Raw genomic sequence first — 15,492 nt, 5'->3', positions numbered from 1 at the left:
GGTTCATAATGTGGACAGTCTTGGCGAACTATATTCCCCATGGACATTGTTATCTTTGGCAGCCAGGACTGGTATGGCTTCATCTCTTGTCCGATTCGTTAACTGGACTAGCTTACTATTCGATTCCGGTAACCTTAGTTTACTTCGTCCGCAAGCGACAGGATCTGCCCTTTGACTGGATGTTTTGGTTATTTAGTGCCTTTATCTTAGCCTGTGGTACAACTCATATTATGGGCGTGTGGACGCTATGGCATCCCGATTACTGGCTGAGTGGAGTCATCAAAGCCATCACCGCGATCGTTTCCCTGGCTACAGCCGTACTGCTGGTGCAATTAATCCCCAAAGCCCTAGCATTACCCAGTCCGGCTCAACTCGCACAAGAAATCAGAGAACGCAAAACAGCAGAAACTGAATTACAGCATACTCTACAACGCCTCACCTTTCACGTAGAAAATTCTCCCTTGGCGGTGATTGAATGGGATAGTCACCATCGAGTGCAACGCTGGTCCCAACAGGCTGAACAAATCTTTGGCTGGAAAGCCGAGGAAGCCTTAGGTCGGCAGATTGATGAGTTGCAACTGGTATTTACTGAAGATAGGGATGCCGTTAATGTGGTGATGACGAATTTACTTGATGGTAGTACACCTCGCTCTATTTGTTGTAACCGTAACTACACCAAAGAGGGTTCAGTCATTGATTGTGAATGGTACAATTCAGCACTGCGCGATGACGCCGATAATTTAGTCTCAATTTTATCTTTGGCTCTCGATATTACCAGTCGCAAGCAAGCGGAAACGGCACTGAAGCAAGTCAATGTGGAATTAGAACATCGCGTTGAGGAACGAACCACCCAGCTACAGCAACTCAATCAACATTTAGAACAAGAACGCCAACAACTCCGACAAATTATTACCGTTGCACCCGTTGCCATGGCAATGTTTGATCGGCAAATGCGCTATCTGGCTCATTCTCAACAATGGCTTACTATTTATAGCTTAGATGAACAATCCCTGATCAATCGGTGTCACTATGATATATTCCCGGAGCTACCCGAACCATGGCGAGAAGCTCATCAACGGGCGTTACAGGGAGAGATTATTACCAAGAGTGAAGATGTCTGGCAACGGGCTGATGGTACGACAATTTATGAACATTGGGCGATTCATCCCTGGTATACCTCAACTGGGGATGTTGGCGGAATTGTACTTGCTTGTTTTCCGATTAATGAGTTAGTAGAAGCCCGAGACGCAGCTTTAGCAACAGCGCGGCTCAAGTCTAAATTTCTGGCAAATATGAGTCACGAAATCCGCACCCCGATCAACGGTGTTTTAGGGATGATGCGGTTACTATTGCAAACGGATCTGAACCCTCAACAACTGAATTACACGCGCACGATTGAAAGCTGTGCTAAACATTTGCTCACTGTCATTAATGATATTCTTGATGTTTCTAAACTCGAAGCCGGTAAAATGCTTTTGGAGCAGATCGACTTTAGCTTAGACAGTTGCCTGGATTCTGTGATTGATGTCTTAGCAGTACAGGCAGAGACAAAGGGGTTAGAATTAGCTATCCTGGTTGAATCGAATGTTCCGCGACAGTTACAGAGTGATCCGGGACGTTTACGTCAGATTTTGTTGAATTTGGTCGGTAATGCGATTAAGTTTACCGATGCAGGGGAAGTGGTGGTGCGGGTAGCGGTCAGTCGGCATCAGCCCACAGATACTTTATCTCAATCTTCAGTTACCTTGCGATTTTCCGTCACCGATACCGGAATTGGTATTAGCGCGGCTGATCAATCCAAATTGTTTCAAGCATTTTCCCAAGTCGAGGCTTCAACAACACGGCGCTATGGGGGAACGGGTTTGGGATTGGTGATTTGTCAGCAATTGGTTGAGTTGCTGGGGGGTAAAATTGGGGTTGAGAGTAAGGTGGGTCAAGGATCAACATTTTGGTTTACTGTACCCGTTAAGACGCAACCCTTACCACCCGCCCAAGCCGTTCCCTTAGCACTACGCCAGCTCAAACTCTTAGTCACCGCCAAAAATGCCACAACTCGCCAAACCGTGCGATCGCATCTGGAAGCCTGGGGGATGCAGATTGATGAAGCCACGGATAGTACCAGTACCATGGATGCTTTACGGAATGCGGTGAGCCGATGTCATCCTTATGATGTGGCGATTCTGGATTTGCAACTCCCTGGAAGTCAGGGGGAGTCGATTGTGCCGATGATTCGCTGTAATCCCAGTTTGGCGTCCACTAAATTGATTGTGATCACAACAATGCATCAGCTTGATACGGTGCAAGAGTTGGAATCGATGGAGATTTTGGGGTATCTGACTAAACCGATGAAAGCGTCACAGCTATGGGAGAGTTTATTGGCGGCGGTGACGCCTGAGGTAGATCTGGAGACTTGGCAAACCACTATCCATCAACCCACTCATCTGAATGATTCATCCCACTTGAAAATTTTACTGGTTGACGATCATCCCATCAATCAAACGGTGATCGTCAACCAGTTGCAAATGCTAGGGTATCAGCCTGAGTGCGCCAGTAACGGATCAGAGGCGTTGGCGAAATTACAAGCCCAGTCCTACGATATCGTGTTTATGGATTGTCAGATGCCTGTCTTGGATGGTTATGAAGCGACTCGTGAATTACGACGCCAAGAAGGGTCAAATCGGCATACGATTGTCATTGCTTTAACCGCTAGTGCCTTAGAGAGCGATCGCGAAAAATGTTTGGCGGTGGGGATGGATGACTTTCTCAGTAAACCCTTTGATCAAGATACCTTACAGGCAATGATCGAACGTTGGGCAAAGTCTGGGGGAGCTGGGGGAGCTGGGGGAGCTGGGGGAGCTGGGGGAGCTGGGGGAGCTGGGGGAGCTGGGGGAGCTGGGAAAGCTGGGGGAGCTGGGGGAGCTGGGGGAGCTGGGGGAGCTGGGGAAGCTGGGAAAGCTGGGGAAGCTGGGAAAGCTGGGGGAGCTGGGGGAGCTGGGGGAGCTGGGGGAGCTGGGGAAGCTGGGAAAGCTGGGGGAGCTGGGGGAGCTGGGGGAGCTGGGGAAGCAGAGGGAGCTGGGGAAGCTGGGGAAGCAGAAATTAATTCGAGTCCTTTGGCGTCTACAGGCTTCTACCTTGATCACACGTTGTTCGATACAAAACGTCTAGAGGTGATCTCTAGAGGTCAAATCATCCTGCAAAAGCAACTCATACAAGTCTTTATTAAACATGCTCAACCGGGACTTGAACAAATGTATCACGCTCTGGAGATGGAAGATTTCCAGATGCTTGAGCAACAAGCCCATCGGCTCAAGGGTACGAGTGCAAATATTGGTGTGCGACTCATTCCCCAAATTGCCGCCCAATTAGAACAACAGGCGCGGGAAAAAACCTTAGTCAAAGCAAATGAGCGGCTGGATTCCTTAAAACGACAATTAGAAAAAGTGCAAGCGTTTCTGCTGGAAACAGTAAATTTGAGGTAATCATTTTGTTGAATTTTACAGCCGTCGTTATCAACCCCGTACCTGTAGAGACGTAGCATGCTACGTCTCTACACGATTGGAAATTAACTCACCACCGACGGTTGTTTACTAAAGAACGCTTCGCGCACTTGTTGTGCCATTTGGGACGGTGTTAACCCTAAATCGGCTTTTGACTCATCAGGTTTAGCATGATCGACTAACTTATCCGGGACACCAAACCGCTTCACGGGTACCAAAACATTATTGTCCGATAACGCTTCCGTCACGGCTGACCCAAAACCGCCCATCAAGCAGCCTTCTTCTAAGGTAACCACCTTACCAATTCGCTGGGCTAGGGGCAGAATCAACTCCGTATCCAAAGGCTTGACAAAACGGGCATTAACCACAGTGGCTTCAATTCCGTGTTCGCTCAAAATCTCCGCCGTTTGCATCGCAGGATACACCATGGAACCATAGCCAATCAGCAGGATATCATCGCCATTGCGGAGAATTTCGCCTTTACCGATGGGTAGCCCATCCCATCCTTCTTCCATTAAGGGAACGCCATACCCATTCCCCCGTGGATAACGCATCGCAATCGGTCCTTCGGTGTAATTCACACCCGTTACCAGCATCCGTTGTAGTTCCGCTTCATCCTTAGGTGCCATAACCACTATGTTGGGAATGCAGCGTAGATAGGCAATATCATACATCCCTTGGTGGGTTGGACCATCGGCACCAACAATCCCGGCGCGATCTAAGCAGAAGAACACGGGTAGGTTTTGGATGCAGACATCGTGAATGATCTGGTCATACGCCCGTTGCAGGAAGGTGGAGTAAATCGCCGCTACAGGTCGCATTCCTTCGCAAGCCAGCCCTGCGGCTAGGGTAACGGCGTGCTGTTCGGCAATTCCCACATCGATGTATTGTTTGGGAAGTTTTTCCTGGAGTTTAGTTAACCCGGTTCCCGTCGCCATAGCTGCCGTAATGCCGATGATTTTGGGATTGTTTTCGGCTAATTTAACCAAAGTGTGGGCAAAGACTTTGGAATAGCCGGGGGGTTTCGGCTTGTTGGAGGGAATCGCTTTCCCGGTGGTTAAATCAAAGGGACTTTGGGCATGATAACCGACTTGGTCTTGTTCTGCGATCGCATAACCCTTACCTTTGGTCGTTACCACATGCACCAAGACGGGACCTGAGTATGTATGTGCTGATTTGAACGTGGTAATCAAGTCTTCTAAATTATGACCATCTACTGGTCCCATGTAGGTGAAGCCCAGTTCTTCCAACACCGCCCCAACTTTGGGTACAGCTAACCGCTTCATCCCCTCTTTCACCCGTTGTAATTCGGGAGTCAAGGATTCCCCAAACAAGGGAAAATGCTTGAACTGTTCCTCTAAATTATCCGCCAGGAACTGCATCGGCTTACTCAGGCGTACTCGGTTCAGAGACCGGGAAATCGCGCCCACGTTGGGCGAAATGGACATTTCATTATCATTCAGTACCACCAACAGCCGGGTATGGGGTAAATGTCCAGCATGGTTAATCGCTTCTAATGCCATACCCCCGGTTAAGGCACCATCACCAATCACCGCTGCTGTCTTGAAGTTTTCTCCTTTCGCATCACGCGCCAGCGCCATTCCCAGGGCGGCTGAAATACTGGTAGACGCATGACCCGCACCGAAGTGATCAAACTTATTCTCGCAACGCTTGAGGTAACCAGCAACCCCGTCCTTTTGCCGTAGGGTGTGGAAGTGATTATAGCGTCCCGTAATCATCTTATGGGGATAGGCTTGGTGACCGACATCCCAAATCACCTTATCCCGATCCAAATCGAGTGTCTGATATAATCCCAACGTCAGTTCGACAACCCCTAAGCCTGGACCTAAATGACCACCGCTTTTGGCTACCGTTTGCAGATGTCGTTCCCGAATTTGACGGGCAATTTCCTCCAGTTGACGGATCGACAAACCGTGTAGCTGGTTCGGATGGGTAATTTCGCTGATATGCATACCGCCGTAATCTTCTTTAAATCGCTACTGGATATTATTCGTCTGTTTGATAGTCTAAAGTATCTAACAATTTAGGGGTTAGGGGGAATGAAATTAACAAATCCCTAGATTATCTGGCGAAAACAGCTAAATCCGTGCGATTCTAGCTACTACTCAACCGTTGTCAGTGATGAAAATCACAATATATTGAAGTTTTACCCACCGAATGTCACCGCTTGGCTGTCCTTGGTTCAACCATTGGACAAATTCCTGATGACGTGTTTAAGCTAATTGTCTACCTCCTGGGGATCTTCTGCCACGATCGCTCGAGTGCAGCGCCAATTACTGGGAAGTGCGGAGGGCCATCCCATACGGAGAGCTTCGGGACAAATGCTGTGTATGGTAAGCTGACAGTCAATGAGCTGGAAGCCTTCCTTGTCCACCTGCTTCATTGCCTGTTTTAATATTGAATCATTCTTAAATTCAATCGTCTGGTTACACTGAATGCAAACTAGATGATGGTGATGATTCGGGAACGGTTGATTCAGTTCATAGTGTTTATGCCCTTCGGCTAACTCCAATTCTCGCAGGATACCCATGCGAGCCATCAACTTGACGCTGCGGTAAATTGTAGACAGGCTGATGGGTTCTCCCCGCTTGTCCAGCAAATGGAAGAGTTCCTCAGCGCTGAGATGGTTCCCTCGGGGAAGATTCTGAAAAACGTGGAGTATCGTTTCTCGCTGCGGCGTTAACCGCCAACCCCGGGAATTAAGTTCAGCTTTCAGCGAAGCGGCTGTATACGGAGGCATAATCACCCTCTCAAAAAAACCCGATTATTGACAATGATAGTCACTGATCGCACCTATTTGCAAGAAAATCGGTTAATTGAAAATTAATGTCAGTCGTTATTTGTCATTCGTCATTCGTCATTTGGTCAGGGCGGGTTTTGCAGCCACGCTAAGGAAAACCATCAATATTAGTCCCTAAACCCGCCCCTACACACAGATACACCATGGTACGTTTCTACATGAGTGTCCCCATCTTCCCCAGCTCCCCTCTCACCTCCTCACCTGAAGCTCCCCTTTTGCGATCGCTGGAAACTACAATTGAAATAGAGCGGTTTGGATAGCCGAACTCTCCTCTTAAGCCAGATTGCTGTCACTGAACCCAACAGCGCGGATTTTGATATGTCCAAATACGATTCCTATCTAAGATGTTCTTTTTGTGGTAAATCCTCAGAACAGGTTGGTAAATTGATTGCTGGTTCTAGCGTCTACATCTGTGATGAATGTGTGGAACTGTGCAACCAAATTTTAGAGGAAGAACTGCTGACATCTCACTCAGAAAGCCCAAATTATCCCCCCTTAACGGCTGAACCCCCTTACCAACAACCTGACTATTCTCCCCGTCGCCCCCAATATCACTTGCTCAAGCCCGTTGAAATTAAACAAGTGTTAGACAAGTATGTTATTGGTCAAGACCAAGCCAAAAAAGTCCTCTCCGTTGCGGTTTATAATCATTACAAGCGGCTTAACCTGGCTCAGGAGGATTATGACGCTAGTGGACTTGATGACAGCATTACCCTGCAAAAGTCTAACATCCTATTAATCGGTCCAACGGGTTGCGGTAAAACCCTTTTAGCTCAAACTCTCGCCAATCTGTTACAGGTTCCTTTTGCGATCGCGGATGCGACAACGCTAACAGAAGCGGGTTATGTCGGAGATGATGTTGAGAATATCCTGCTGCGACTGTTACAGATGGCGGACTTTGATATAGAAGCTGCCGAGCAAGGTATTGTTTATATTGATGAAATTGATAAAATTACTCGCAAGAGTGAAAAGTCCTCAATGACGCGGGATGTTTCCGGTGAGGGGGTTCAGCAAGCCTTGCTGAAGATTTTGGAAGGAACGGTGGTGAATGTACCGCCACAAGGAGGGCGCAAGCATCCCTATCAAGAGTTCATTCAATTAGATACGAGTAATATCCTGTTTATCTGTGGTGGGGCGTTTGTCGGGTTAGAGCAAATTATCGAACAACGCTTAGGGAAACGTTCGATAGGCTTCATTCAACCCAGTGAGACGCGATCGCCTCAACTGTCTTCGGCGGAATTGTCCAAACACTTGGAACCAGACGACTTAATCAAATTCGGGGTAATTCCGGAAATCATTGGGCGGTTACCTGTGATTACCGCCGTGGAACCCCTAGATGAAGACTCCTTAGTGGCAATCTTAACTAAACCTCGCAACGCCTTAGTAAAACAGTACCAAAAACTGCTGAACATGGATAACGTGCGCTTGGAATTTCACCCAGAAGCCCTACGTGCGATCGCCCAAGAAGCCTTTCGTCGCAAAACCGGGGCTAGGGCGCTGCGGGGGATTTTAGAAGAGGTGATGTTAGAAGTCATGTATGAGATTCCCTCACGCCAAGACATTACCCGTTGCGCCATTACCCGCGAGATGGTAGAAAAGCGATCGGCGGCGGAATTGTTAGTCCATCCCTCTTGGTTGCTTAATCCTGAATCAGCATGAGGATTCATGGCTTGACGGGGTGTCGGGTGTCGAGTGTTGGGTGTTGGGAAAGGTTGAAACTATTGCCCATTGCCCATTGCCCATTGCCTATTGCCTATTGCCTATTGCCTATTGCCTATTGCCTATTGCCTATTGCCTATTGCCTATTGCCTATTACCTATTGCCTATTGCCTCTCCCCACCACAAGCCTGATTCAGCAACCCCTATTTAACCCAGCCTTGAATTTCGGGAGAGGTGATACCCCGTTCTAACTTGGCGCATTCTTGTCTAGTGGCGTCTAAGAGATGTTGCATGGTGACGGGTTTACCTTCTTCGGCGGCAAAAAAGGCGGCATTCATGGCAATAGAACGGATATTTCCCCCGGTGGCTTGGAGTTTGCCGAGTTTCGCATAATCCAGTTTCCGAGTTGGGGTTTCTTTGGGGAAGATGCGTTCCCAAATTTTGGCACGGGATGCTGCATCAGGATAGGGGAATTTGACGATAAAGCGGATGCGGCGTAAAAAGGCTTGGTCTAGGGATTCTTTTAAATTGGTGGTGAGAATGGCTAATCCTTGATAGGCTTCCATCCGTTGGAGCAGATAGCTGACTTCTACATTAGCATGACGGTCATGGGAGTCTTTGACTTGGGTGCGTTTGCCAAAGATGGCGTCGGCTTCGTCAAAGAGGAGAATTGCCCCTCCGGTTTCGGCGGCGTCGAAGATACGGCGCAGATTTTTCTCGGTTTCGCCGATATATTTACTAATGACGGCAGATAGGTCAATTCGATATAAATCTAAGCGTAAGGCATTTGCCAAGACTTCTGCTGCCATGGTTTTCCCCGTACCACTTTGTCCGGCAAATAGGGCGCTAATCCCTAACCCCCGATTACTTTTCTGACCAAATCCCCATTCAGTATAGACTTTAACCCGTTGGCGCACCTGATTCACCATGTCTTTGAGGAGTTTAAGTTCGGGTTCTGGTAAAACAAAATCATCCCAAGTGGCGGTGGGTTCTAAGCGTTGTGCCAAATCTTCTAAACGGGGGCGGGATTGGATACGACAGATATCCCAGAGGTGGGTGGTGAGGGGGGAGAGGGGGAAAGCGGTGTCAGTGGTGGTGGGTTTTTTACGCCCCTTGGGTTTGGCTGGGGTTTGGAGTTGGGCGATATCCGAGTGGAAGGCGATACAGGCGGCTTGGATATCGGTTTCGGTGAGGTTGAATTGGGCGGCGAGGGCGGGGATTTCGCCGTTGAGTTGGGTGGTGATTTCCCCTAGGTGGGTGTGCCAGAGGTAGAGTTGTTCGAGATGGGTGAGGGAGGGGATATCGTAGGTGATGAAGGGGCGTTGGGCGGAGGGGAGGCGTTGGGGGGTGCTGATGATGAGGGGGGTGTGGATGGCTTTGAGGAAGTGGCAGAGTGCCTCTAAATGGGGGGTATGGCTGGTGTTGAAGTCTTGGCAATCGAGGAAGAGGATACTCTGGGTGAGGATGGCGTCTCTGTGCCAACGGCGGATGAGGTGAGAGACGTCTTGGAGAGAGGTGGGGAGGCGATGGGCTTCGAGGCGTTTGAGGGGGCGGTTGAGGAGGGAGGCGACGGTGGTGATGATGGCGGCGGCGGCGCTGGGGGTGGTGTTACACAGTTGGATGATGGGTAGGTTTGATTGTGGTGTGTCGAGGGTGTAGGGGCGGGTTTTACCCTTATCGTTTCCATTGTTCCCAGATGTCACTAAACCCGCCCCGACTAAGGGTTCAGCAAGAGAGTCCTGGCTATTAGGATTAGTCTGCCATAACTGGGTGATGCGATCGCTTATTTGTTGATGAGAGGGTTGCAGGGTAGGCGGAATCGGTGTGTCTAGGGGTTGAATCAGGTGCATCAACTGGGTGTCTTGATAGGGTTGACCCAATAAATACAGCAAAATACTATTATCCAGTTGCAGGGGGCTGATGGGAAGTGGTACTGAGGGTTCGGTGTTTACCAGTTGCCAATACTGTAGCGGGGATGTGGGGGAAAGGGCATTCATCGCCTCATCGCCCCCAAAGGAGACACCGGGATTGCCAAACAGGTTCAGGGCGAGGTTAAACGTGGGATAGGGGTACTGTTGGCTCCCTTGGGCTTCGATGCAGAGTTGGGGAAAGTAGGGAATTAAGGCAGATGCGGCGCATAAAAGTAGGGTGTTGCGTTCAAAGGGGGTGAGGTTGAAGGTGGTACACAGGTGGGTGAGGGCGAGGGGTGGGGAAGTGGTTTGGGTGGCGGTGTTGAGGAGGGTGTCGATATCGGGGAGGGGTTCGGGAGTGGGTTGGGAAATGGCGTTGAGGCGTTTTTCGATATGGGTGAGGGCGGTGTGGAGGGTGTGGGCGTTGGCGGGGTTGGCGATGGGGCGGGTGTACATTATTTTTTTAGTAAGATTAAATGGGTTAAGGGTTTTGGTTTTTATTATCAGGGATTTGGGGACAGGTGACTATAGAAATATGGATGGGAAGGGATAGAGTTTTTTAGGGGATTGGTGATGGTTGGTTGGGGGGTAAGGTAGCGGAGAATACAGGATTTTGGCGGCGGATGGTGTAGGGTTCCTTTTAGTTTTTAGTGTTGGGGTTGGTGTCTATCGGTGTCAAGGGTGGTGGAATGCTTTCTCATGGTGATTTCCCCTCTCCAGAAGCCTCTCTCTATCCCCCCTAGCCCTGCTTTGAAAGGGGGGAATGGGATGAGGGTGAAACCATTACCTGGATTGGTTTTTATCGTTATTTGTTTCCTATTCGAGCTTATGCCCCCTCTCCCCCAGCCCCTCTCCCACCAGGCTATGCATTACCCACATCTTTCTTAAACATTGTGCGATCGCGTTTTCAAGCCGTTAGTTAAAATGGAACTTAATAGCTAGGAGTGAAGTAACTGCCAGGTAGCAGCGATATCTTGTAGTCTCTGCCAACCGCGCCAAATAGTTTTGACTCCAGGTTCACCATCATGTTTACGCCCTAAGAAACCGCCGAGTTGAGCAATCCAACCAACGGCTTGCCGGAGAGAAGGAGGTTGTTGTGGAGGTATAGGTTGAGAGTGAATAGTACAATAGAGAGCTTGCCACTCATGGGTCTGTAAAACAGTATCGCAAGGTGTATCAGGACTAGAGCGAGCTTGATAAGTGAGCCACAATAAGCGCCAAGCAACAATGGAATAAGTAGCCAAAGCACACTCAATACGCTCTCGTGTTTCCAATTGTAGTTGTTCGAGGTGACAACCGCTTTTAAGAACGTAGTGATAGCGTTCAATCAGCCAGCGAAAAGAGTACCATCGTATACATTGGACAGCTTCATCAAAACTATTGACAGGTAGGGTGGTTAACAATAACCAGCAAATGGGTGTGGTATCCTTGGGTGGATGAGATTCAGTAGCTAATACCACTTGAAGAGTAACTGGAGACAGTTTAGCTCTTTGGAGATGATGGCGAGGTGGTTGTATCTCTAGGGTAGCAAAGCGAACGGTTAGGGTAGCTTGCCTCTGGGGTCGCTGACCGTTACGAGGTACAGTAATGGTGACCAATCCCGCAACTGGCGCTTGCTCAATGCTGGCGTGCAAATACTTGGCTTGATGGTCAACACGACGATTATGAGTACCTCGGATCAATAGATGCGATCGCCTTTGACGAGTCATGGCAAATAAATCGTAAATATCCGCTTCGCGATCGGCAATCGTCACCACCTCTATGTCTTCAGGTAAGGCTAACTCGGTCGCAACGGAAGCACTTAGCCAGCATTGACTTTCTTTGTCGGCAGTCTGCCTTTGACGACGAGTATGTCGCTTGCCTACCTCTTGTGGATTACGTGCCCACACTTGTTGGTGTAGTACTCCTAAGGGTACGCCCAAGGTACTCACCGCCAACACCGAATGAACTTTTAATCCCGTCACCATTGGCTTGCTACTAATCGGACCCATACCCTTCTTGCTCGGATGGTGAGTGAAGTTGAGATCCGTTGTGTCTTGTATTGCCAAGACAACACTATGCTCTTGTGACCGTTCCACAGTACTGATTTGATGAGACAAACGGATGTCATCGGGTTTGATGCGTGGTGATTTCCACAAGTTGTAGGTAGCTTTGGTTGCTGCCCAATTTCCACAAGCCGTTGGAATGCTTTCATTCGGCTGTGCGGCTAAGTCTTCGACAATTTTAACCAGGCGTTTATTTCGCCGAGCATCACCTAAGTTAGCGTACCGCAATTCTTGGGCTGCCCATCGAAGTTCTTTCATTTCTTTATTTTCAGATGCGAATGCCACAAGAAGGGATTATAATCTCTGGCTCCTGATACATCCAGTCAGGCAATCCCATCCCGTAACCCGATCGCATCTGTAAACCAGCAATTGTACTGACTTGGACTACACAATTGCGCTCAGTCCCGCCAGATCGTGACGCGATCGCACAATGTTTAAGAAAGATGTGGGTAATGCATAGCCCAAGCTTGGGAGAGGGGAGCAAGAGGGGAGTAAGAGAATCTGGTTCCCCTTCTCCCCACGGTCTGGAGTTGGGGTTAGGGGATGAGGGGGGAAATCATAATTGGACAGATGCTTCGTTTCGTTCCTCCGCTTCGCTGCGGACTGCACTCAGCATGACATATTTCACCGTTAACGGCTACGAGGGAATTCGCGGGCGTGATTGGATTGAAGAGAAGGGATGCGATCGCGTGTTGATTGGGTTGAATAGAAGGGATGCGATCGCGGGGTGATAATATTTGGGAATAGAGTGCGATCGCGGTTGGGTGAGGTTGAATAGAAGAGAGTGCGATCGCTTTTGGTAGGTTGAAGGAATAGAGTGCGATCTCGTTTGGGTGAGGTTGAAGGGAGAGAGTGCGATGCTATTTCATCCATCTGAGGGTTTCTGTGCGACACGCACTTTCCAGTATCCTGGTTCTCGGCTACAGTGCATCACCGCTACAATCAAAATATAATCGTCCTCGATAGTATATAAAATTCCATAAGGAAATTTGCGCGTCAGACATCGACGAATATCTTCGTCAACGACAGCCCAACGATCCGGTGACTCAACAATCCGAAAAATGGCATCCTCAACCGCATTAATAAAAGCCTTTGCTAATTCAACCCGACGCTGTGCATAAAACTCAACCGCTTCACCATATTCAGTTAAAGCGGCTGGATGAAAGACATATTTCATGACTCCAGAAGCCGTCTCACTTGAGCTAACGCTTCTTCTCCAGGAATCGGTTGAACTAAACCGCTGCGGATTTCATCTCTCCGCTTTTTCGCTTCCGTTACCCAAAGAGTTTGTAGTGTCTCATCTATATCATACTCAAGACTTTCAACTAGCTTTTCTGCCAACCACGCTCTCAATGCACTAGGCAATGATAAAGCTTCTTTCATTACCTTCTCGACAGAAGCCATAATTTCGTACAGGATAGTGATATTAAAAGTTTAGCACGAAAGCGGCTTGCTCTAGAACACAACCTAACTGTGATCAGATTGCCAGCATCCCTTCCCTACTCAGCCCATCATGGAGGCGAGAGAATGCGATCTGCGCTTCGTTATCGCCTTTGGGTGAGGTTGAAGGGAAAAACTGCGATCGCGTTTGGGTTGGGTTGAGGGAAGAGAGTGCGATCGCGTTTGGGTTGGGTTGAGGGGAGAGAGTGCGATCACATGGTAATAAGATTTAAGAATAGAGTGCGATCATGTGGTAATTCGGTTGAGGAGATGGGATGCATACGCGGGCGTGATCAGATTTAGGAATAGAGTGCGATCGCGTTTGGGTGAGGTTGAGGGGAGAGAGTGCGATCGCGCATGGAAACAAGCATAACATCCCCAAGCTGGCGAATAAAGCCAAAGTCCGGGGAGAATTGGCAAAGGTAGCATATTAGGAGTGCGATCGCCTTGGATTAAAGCATATACTGTTCGCGGTCATAATTGGACAGATGCTTCGTTTCGTTCCTCCGCTTCGCTGCGGACTGCACTCAGCATGACATATTTCACCGTTAACGGCTACGAGGGAATTCGCGGGCGTGATTGGATTGAATAGAAGGGATGCGATCGCGTTTGGGTGAGGTTGAAGGGAGAGAGTGCGATCGCCTTTGGGTGAGGTTGAAGGGAAAAGTGCGATCGCCTTTGGGTGAGGTTGAAGGGAGAGAGTGCCATTCGCGTTTGGGTGAGGTTGAAGGGAGGAAAGAATGCGATGCACTCATCAATTATGTAATTATTAAAGCAACAACGTAGAATCATACTATCCCTATAAATGGTATAAGTCCGAATATGGTTGCCTCTGTTATCATCAAACCTTCTACCCTAATGGGTAAAATTCAACTCCAGCGAATTGAAGAACATACGCTGTTTAAATTTACTGAAGATATGCAATCCCGAATGGAAGAACTACTCGACAAGAAAAAAAGTGATCGTCTAACCCTAGAAGAAATCAGCGAACTCGAAGCAATTGGCGAACTTGATCGCATTTTTACTCATATCAATGCTATGCTCCTCGCTCAAAAATGACCGTTAATGAGACAGTACGTCAACAAGTGCGAGAGAGAGCCAATGGATTGTGTGAATATTGTCATTCTCCCGAAAAGATTTGCACAACTCGTTTTACGATTGATCATATTGTACCCCGTTCTCTGAATGGTTCCGATCACTTGAATAACCTAGCTTTTGCTTGTCGCCGTTGCAACGAGCGTCGCTATAATTTCGTGGCTGGATACGATCAAATCACTGAAACGATTGTTCCTCTTTTTAACCCACGCCAGCAAAAATGGTCTGACCATTTTATCTGGAGTGCGGATGGGAAAGAAATCCTGGGAACAACGCCCATTGGTCGAGCAACGTGCGATCGGCTTGATCTCAATGATACCCGCTATCCAGAAGAGGAATCGATCCGAAGTGCGCGAGAATTATGGAAAAGAGTCGGTTTACATCCTCCCAAAACTGATCCAAGCCAATCCGCTTAAACAAGTGCGATCACATGGTAATAAGACTTAGGAATAGAGTGCGATCGCATGAATTTGGTTTGAGTGCGATCTCTCTTTTCGGCTACAATAAAACCAACGTTTTGTTCTGGAGGTGCTTTTCCTGACAGAACCTTTAGATGATGCTGCCATTGCAGAACTTTATCAAGCGATCGGTAATATTGTTGTCCGATTTCCCCTGCTTCATTGTCAAGACTGTGCCAGTACCCTCAAACGATGGCTCAAACAACGCCAAATTCCAGGAAAACTGTGGCGACTTTCAACTCGATACGACAATGAAGACTTTATCCTCAGCCAGCGCCAAGAACAGCAGGGGTGTTTTGAAACCATTACTGAAAACGGGATTCACTATGGTATTGAAGTCTATGGAAAAATATTTGATAATCTTTCACGAGAAGGGTTAACACCCGACGAGTGGGTCAAAGATTTTACCTCCTTATCTAACGAATTTGACGTGAAAGTGATTCAAGAGTTTTAAAGATACAATTAAAGGAAACTAATTGCCGTCATGAGTACATTATTTGACCTGATCGAGAAAATCCAAACCAAACCTGGATTATACCTGGGAACGGCCTCCATTACGAATTTGCG

Annotated in this window: 15 protein-coding genes; 6 read left to right on the top strand and 9 right to left on the bottom strand. The window is 48.3% G+C overall.

Annotation, left to right across the window (positions count from 1 at the left end; translation table 11 throughout):
* The first annotated feature begins 8 nt into the window (after nt 1-8).
* Entirely contained in the window at nt 9-3,479 is a 3,471-nt protein-coding gene (locus tag MC7420_RS41875; protein ID WP_006104242.1) for a hybrid sensor histidine kinase/response regulator, read from the top strand.
* 83 nt (nt 3,480-3,562) lie between these two features.
* Here MC7420_RS41875 and dxs read toward each other — a convergent pair whose 3' ends face one another.
* Together dxs and MC7420_RS26295 are read right to left on the bottom strand one after the other, a co-directional pair.
* Nucleotides 3,563-5,470, bottom strand: a complete 1,908-nt coding sequence (dxs, locus tag MC7420_RS26300) for a 1-deoxy-D-xylulose-5-phosphate synthase (protein ID WP_006104327.1) — start codon at nt 5,468-5,470, stop codon at nt 3,563-3,565.
* A 266-nt stretch (nt 5,471-5,736) separates the two neighbouring features.
* Nucleotides 5,737-6,258: a transcriptional repressor gene (locus MC7420_RS26295; RefSeq protein ID WP_006104329.1), complete on the bottom strand. Its 522-nt coding sequence runs from the start codon at nt 6,256-6,258 to the stop codon at nt 5,737-5,739.
* Nucleotides 6,259-6,636: 378 nt separating this feature from the next.
* Between MC7420_RS26295 and clpX the strand changes: the two genes are divergently transcribed.
* Both clpX and MC7420_RS40450 read left to right on the top strand, forming a co-directional pair.
* The gene (gene clpX, locus MC7420_RS26290) at nt 6,637-7,977 is read left to right on the top strand and encodes an ATP-dependent Clp protease ATP-binding subunit ClpX (protein ID WP_044209881.1); all 1,341 of its coding nucleotides are present in this window, start codon (nt 6,637-6,639) and stop codon (nt 7,975-7,977) included.
* A 43-nt stretch (nt 7,978-8,020) separates the two neighbouring features.
* The gene (locus MC7420_RS40450) at nt 8,021-8,188 is read left to right on the top strand and encodes a hypothetical protein (RefSeq protein ID WP_157453339.1); all 168 of its coding nucleotides are present in this window, start codon (nt 8,021-8,023) and stop codon (nt 8,186-8,188) included.
* Here MC7420_RS40450 and MC7420_RS26285 read toward each other — a convergent pair.
* The 7 genes from MC7420_RS26285 to MC7420_RS40435 form a co-directional block, all read right to left on the bottom strand.
* Nucleotides 8,181-10,343: an ATP-binding protein gene (locus MC7420_RS26285; protein WP_006104311.1), complete on the bottom strand. Its 2,163-nt coding sequence runs from the start codon at nt 10,341-10,343 to the stop codon at nt 8,181-8,183. The two genes, MC7420_RS40450 and MC7420_RS26285, sit on opposite strands and share 8 nt — an antisense overlap.
* A gap of 482 nt (nt 10,344-10,825) precedes the next feature.
* Nucleotides 10,826-12,190: an IS4 family transposase gene (locus MC7420_RS26280; RefSeq protein ID WP_006102762.1), complete on the bottom strand. Its 1,365-nt coding sequence runs from the start codon at nt 12,188-12,190 to the stop codon at nt 10,826-10,828.
* Nucleotides 12,191-12,562: 372 nt separating this feature from the next.
* On the bottom strand, nt 12,563-12,805 hold the full coding sequence (locus MC7420_RS40445) for a hypothetical protein (RefSeq protein WP_006104272.1): 243 nt from the start codon (nt 12,803-12,805) through the stop codon (nt 12,563-12,565).
* The gene (locus tag MC7420_RS26270; protein WP_006104324.1) at nt 12,798-13,109 is read right to left on the bottom strand and encodes a type II toxin-antitoxin system RelE/ParE family toxin; all 312 of its coding nucleotides are present in this window, start codon (nt 13,107-13,109) and stop codon (nt 12,798-12,800) included. The genes MC7420_RS40445 and MC7420_RS26270 overlap by 8 nt, the downstream gene beginning before the upstream one ends.
* The gene (locus MC7420_RS26265; RefSeq protein WP_044209837.1) at nt 13,106-13,336 is read right to left on the bottom strand and encodes an addiction module protein; all 231 of its coding nucleotides are present in this window, start codon (nt 13,334-13,336) and stop codon (nt 13,106-13,108) included. Before MC7420_RS26265 ends, MC7420_RS26270 begins: the two co-directional genes overlap by 4 nt.
* 282 nt (nt 13,337-13,618) lie before the next feature.
* Entirely contained in the window at nt 13,619-13,801 is a 183-nt protein-coding gene (locus MC7420_RS40440; protein ID WP_006104305.1) for a hypothetical protein, read from the bottom strand.
* Between the two features lie 126 nt (nt 13,802-13,927).
* Nucleotides 13,928-14,080 carry a hypothetical protein gene (locus tag MC7420_RS40435; protein ID WP_157453338.1) on the bottom strand — a complete coding sequence of 51 codons (153 nt, stop codon included), beginning with the start codon at nt 14,078-14,080 and terminating at the stop codon, nt 13,928-13,930.
* A 114-nt stretch (nt 14,081-14,194) separates the two neighbouring features.
* Between MC7420_RS40435 and MC7420_RS26260 the strand changes: the two genes are divergently transcribed.
* The 3 genes from MC7420_RS26260 to MC7420_RS26250 all read left to right on the top strand — a co-directional run bounded on the left by MC7420_RS26260 (nt 14,195) and on the right by MC7420_RS26250 (nt 15,379).
* Nucleotides 14,195-14,431 (top strand): hypothetical protein, encoded by a 237-nt coding sequence (locus MC7420_RS26260; protein ID WP_044209835.1) that lies wholly within the window; start codon nt 14,195-14,197, stop codon nt 14,429-14,431.
* The gene (locus MC7420_RS26255; RefSeq protein ID WP_006104226.1) at nt 14,428-14,883 is read left to right on the top strand and encodes an HNH endonuclease; all 456 of its coding nucleotides are present in this window, start codon (nt 14,428-14,430) and stop codon (nt 14,881-14,883) included. The genes MC7420_RS26260 and MC7420_RS26255 overlap by 4 nt, the downstream gene beginning before the upstream one ends.
* Nucleotides 14,884-14,995: 112 nt before the next feature.
* The gene (locus tag MC7420_RS26250; protein ID WP_006104278.1) at nt 14,996-15,379 is read left to right on the top strand and encodes a papain fold toxin domain-containing protein; all 384 of its coding nucleotides are present in this window, start codon (nt 14,996-14,998) and stop codon (nt 15,377-15,379) included.
* Nucleotides 15,380-15,492: the final 113 nt, after the last annotated feature.

The sequence above is a fragment of the Coleofasciculus chthonoplastes PCC 7420 genome (genome assembly GCF_000155555.1).
Classification (GTDB): domain Bacteria; phylum Cyanobacteriota; class Cyanobacteriia; order Cyanobacteriales; family Coleofasciculaceae; genus Coleofasciculus; species Coleofasciculus chthonoplastes_A.
This window is presented reverse-complemented; position numbering and strand designations above follow the sequence as displayed.